This window comes from Desulfurococcus sp., assembly GCF_049970475.1.
Lineage (GTDB): Archaea > Thermoproteota > Thermoprotei_A > Sulfolobales > Desulfurococcaceae > Desulfurococcus > Desulfurococcus amylolyticus.
The window spans coordinates 1-2,553 of the sequence record NZ_JBMFMW010000133.1 but is presented as its reverse complement, the minus strand read 5'-3'; the positions used below and the strand labels follow the sequence as shown (position 1 = coordinate 2,553).

Here is a 2,553-nt window from a genome sequence, read left to right as displayed (position 1 = left end):
ATTGTCACCTATCAACCCAGTATAAACCCCTCCTCTAAACACCAAAAAGACTCCACCCCTTGAAACTCGATCACCGTTTTCCACGTTCCAGGAGGATCATTGAGAAGGCGTTAACTAATTTCTCAACACTCTCAGCCACTTCACTGGAGATCTCTACTCCATAATCTAGGTTCAACGGTACTACACCAACCACGTATACTTCTTTAATACCGACATCATGGAGCATCCTTGATAATAACCCAAATGGTATTGTATGAGTTGTCGCTAGACTGTATTTCTCTGCTAGGGAGTCTTCACTAGCTATGATTATCTCTCCTGGCCTGGCCCCCCTATATATCACTGCATCAACTATCACCAGCTTCTCCACTTCGGCATTTAGTATTTCGCTTATACAGTTCTCTAAACCATACTCGCATTTAATGCATGCAATACCTCTTCCGACTAGTTTATCGCAGAACACCAGGCCTGCTTGATCATCCATCCTAAGAGGAGATCCTACACCAGCTACTAGTACTTTACCGCTTAAAATATGTTTAAGTAGAGTAAAAAACCCCTGTGGATCAGCGGTCTCGGGTCGTGGGCTACTTTGGTGCATTACTAGCCCTTCTTAAGAGGTCTTCCCATACTTTGTCAACGTATTCCTGGAATTGCTTTAATAGCTCCTTGTTCTCCGGCTTTAATAGGTGTCTGAACCTACCTTGGACCTCGATGTATTTTTCGATGGGTTGCTTTAAAGCCGGGTTCCTAGCTATCGCTAGACTCCTATCTGTCAACATATATCCCTGCTCAGGTGTCCACTCCCATAATGGGAAGTAGCATGTATCAACTGCTCTCCTCATTATCTCTACTGATATATCTGTTTCATGCCTCCATCCACGGTTACAATCACTTAATGCATGGATGAATGCCGGACCATTAACCTCTAAGCCCCTTCTAACCTTCTTCATGAAATCCATCCAGTGGGCTGGCGTAGCTGTAGCAACATATGGTATTCTATGGGCCACCATTATATCGGCTATCGGCTTCTTAGCCTGTGTTTTACCTGGTATCACTTCACCGGCTGGTGATGTAGTTGTTGACGCGAATTGCGGGGTTCCACCGGATCTCTGTATACCAGTGTTCATGTAGGCCTCATTATCGTAGAGTATGTATAATACGTCGTGACCCCTTTCAGCCATACCGCTTAAAGCCTGGAATCCTATGTCAAAGGTTCCTCCATCACCAGCAAACACTATAACATCCACGTGATCATAAGGTAACCTCCCGGTTTTCTTCAATGCCTTAATCGCTGATTCAACGCCTCCGGCAACAGCCGCAGCGTTCTCGAATGCTACGTGGATCCATGGAGCAGCCCAGCTTGTATAGGGAAATATCGTGGATGCTACCTCGAGACACCCGGTGGCGTTAACGAATATCGTTGGACCTCTGAGAGCAAAGCTAGCTAGCTTTACTACCAATGGTGCAGTACATCCAGCACATAGCCTGTGACCAGGTAATAGCACCGGCCTCTTTTGTTCAGCCAGTTGCCTGAGGTTGAAGTTTAACGGTATCTCGCCCTTCCAACCCGGTTCGAAAATCCATACCTTGTATGCTGGCTCACCCTTTTTAACAGGGAATTCTGGCAGAGTTTGAACCGTCATGGCTACTCCCTCACCCCTAAGTACCTTATCTTCCTTTCAACACTTTTGGACTCTAGGTCTTTCTTTACTTCTTCAATCATCCTGTAGACTAGTGAGGGTGGCAGGTCTCTCCCTCCTAGGCCGTAGATGTAGTCGAGTAGCAGTGGTCTCTCATCGAGATCATATAGACTTGCCGCTATATCCTCGTATAGCGCACCAAACGAGCCGGGCCCTATAGCTTTATCCATTACAGCCACTATTTTAGCGCCCGAGAGTATTTCTGCTATATCACTGTATGGGAAGGGCCTGAACATCCTTATCTTTAGCAATCCTATCTTCTCCCCCTTTTCTCTTAGCTTCTTCACAACACTCCTGATTGTGCCTGCCCCACTACCCATCGCAACAATCACTATGTCGGCGTCCTCCACGCCATATGCATCTACTACTCCATCACCATATCTCCTGCCCGTTAGCTTATACCATTCTTCATTTATCTCCCTTACAACAGGAGGCACATTCTTCATGGCTTCCACCTGCTGGACTTTATGTTCAAAGTAATAATCGTATAGATCCAGTGAGCCGAATGTTAAAGGCCTGGCCGGGTTTAACACTAGTGGTACTTCCTCGCTGAAATAGTCTACTTTAACGTTTACCAGTTTCCTCGGACCTCCTAGGAACTCATAGACCGTGTCATCCGGTAACATGTAGAAGTTCTCCAGGGTGTGGCTTAGGAAGAACCCGTCAAGGTTTACGGCGACAGGTAATTGTACACGTGGATCCTCCGCTATCTTGAATGCCTGTATAGTGGTATCATACGTCTCTTGCACGTTTTCCACGAATAACTGTATCCATCCAGAGTCCCTCATCAGGTATGCATCACTGTGATCATTATGTATGTATATCCGTGCTGAGAGAGCTCTGTTGACAACCGCCA

Annotated in this window: 3 protein-coding genes; all 3 read right to left on the bottom strand. The window is 46.3% G+C overall.

From position 1 onward, the window contains the following. Window positions 1-70 precede the first annotated feature (70 nt). Complete coding sequence (locus ACP5N5_RS06645; RefSeq protein WP_428134318.1) at window positions 71-595, bottom strand: hydrogenase maturation protease; 525 nt, start codon at window positions 593-595, stop codon at window positions 71-73. Then, window positions 582-1,640, bottom strand: coding sequence for a thiamine pyrophosphate-dependent enzyme (locus ACP5N5_RS06640; protein WP_042667433.1), 1,059 nt, complete (start codon window positions 1,638-1,640; stop codon window positions 582-584). The genes ACP5N5_RS06645 and ACP5N5_RS06640 overlap by 14 nt, the downstream gene beginning before the upstream one ends. Before the next feature lie 2 nt (window positions 1,641-1,642). Continuing rightward, the coding region (locus ACP5N5_RS06635; protein WP_428134315.1) for a transketolase C-terminal domain-containing protein at window positions 1,643-2,553 on the bottom strand (911 nt) is incomplete at its 5' end.

What these genes read in the sequence shown, in the direction of transcription:
- ACP5N5_RS06645 (WP_428134318.1), bottom strand. Translation starts at nt 595, where the DNA reads ATGCACCAAAGTAGCCCACGACCCGAGACCGCTGATCCACAGGGGTTT.
- ACP5N5_RS06640 (WP_042667433.1), bottom strand. Translation starts at nt 1,640, where the DNA reads ATGACGGTTCAAACTCTGCCAGAATTCCCTGTTAAAAAGGGTGAGCCA.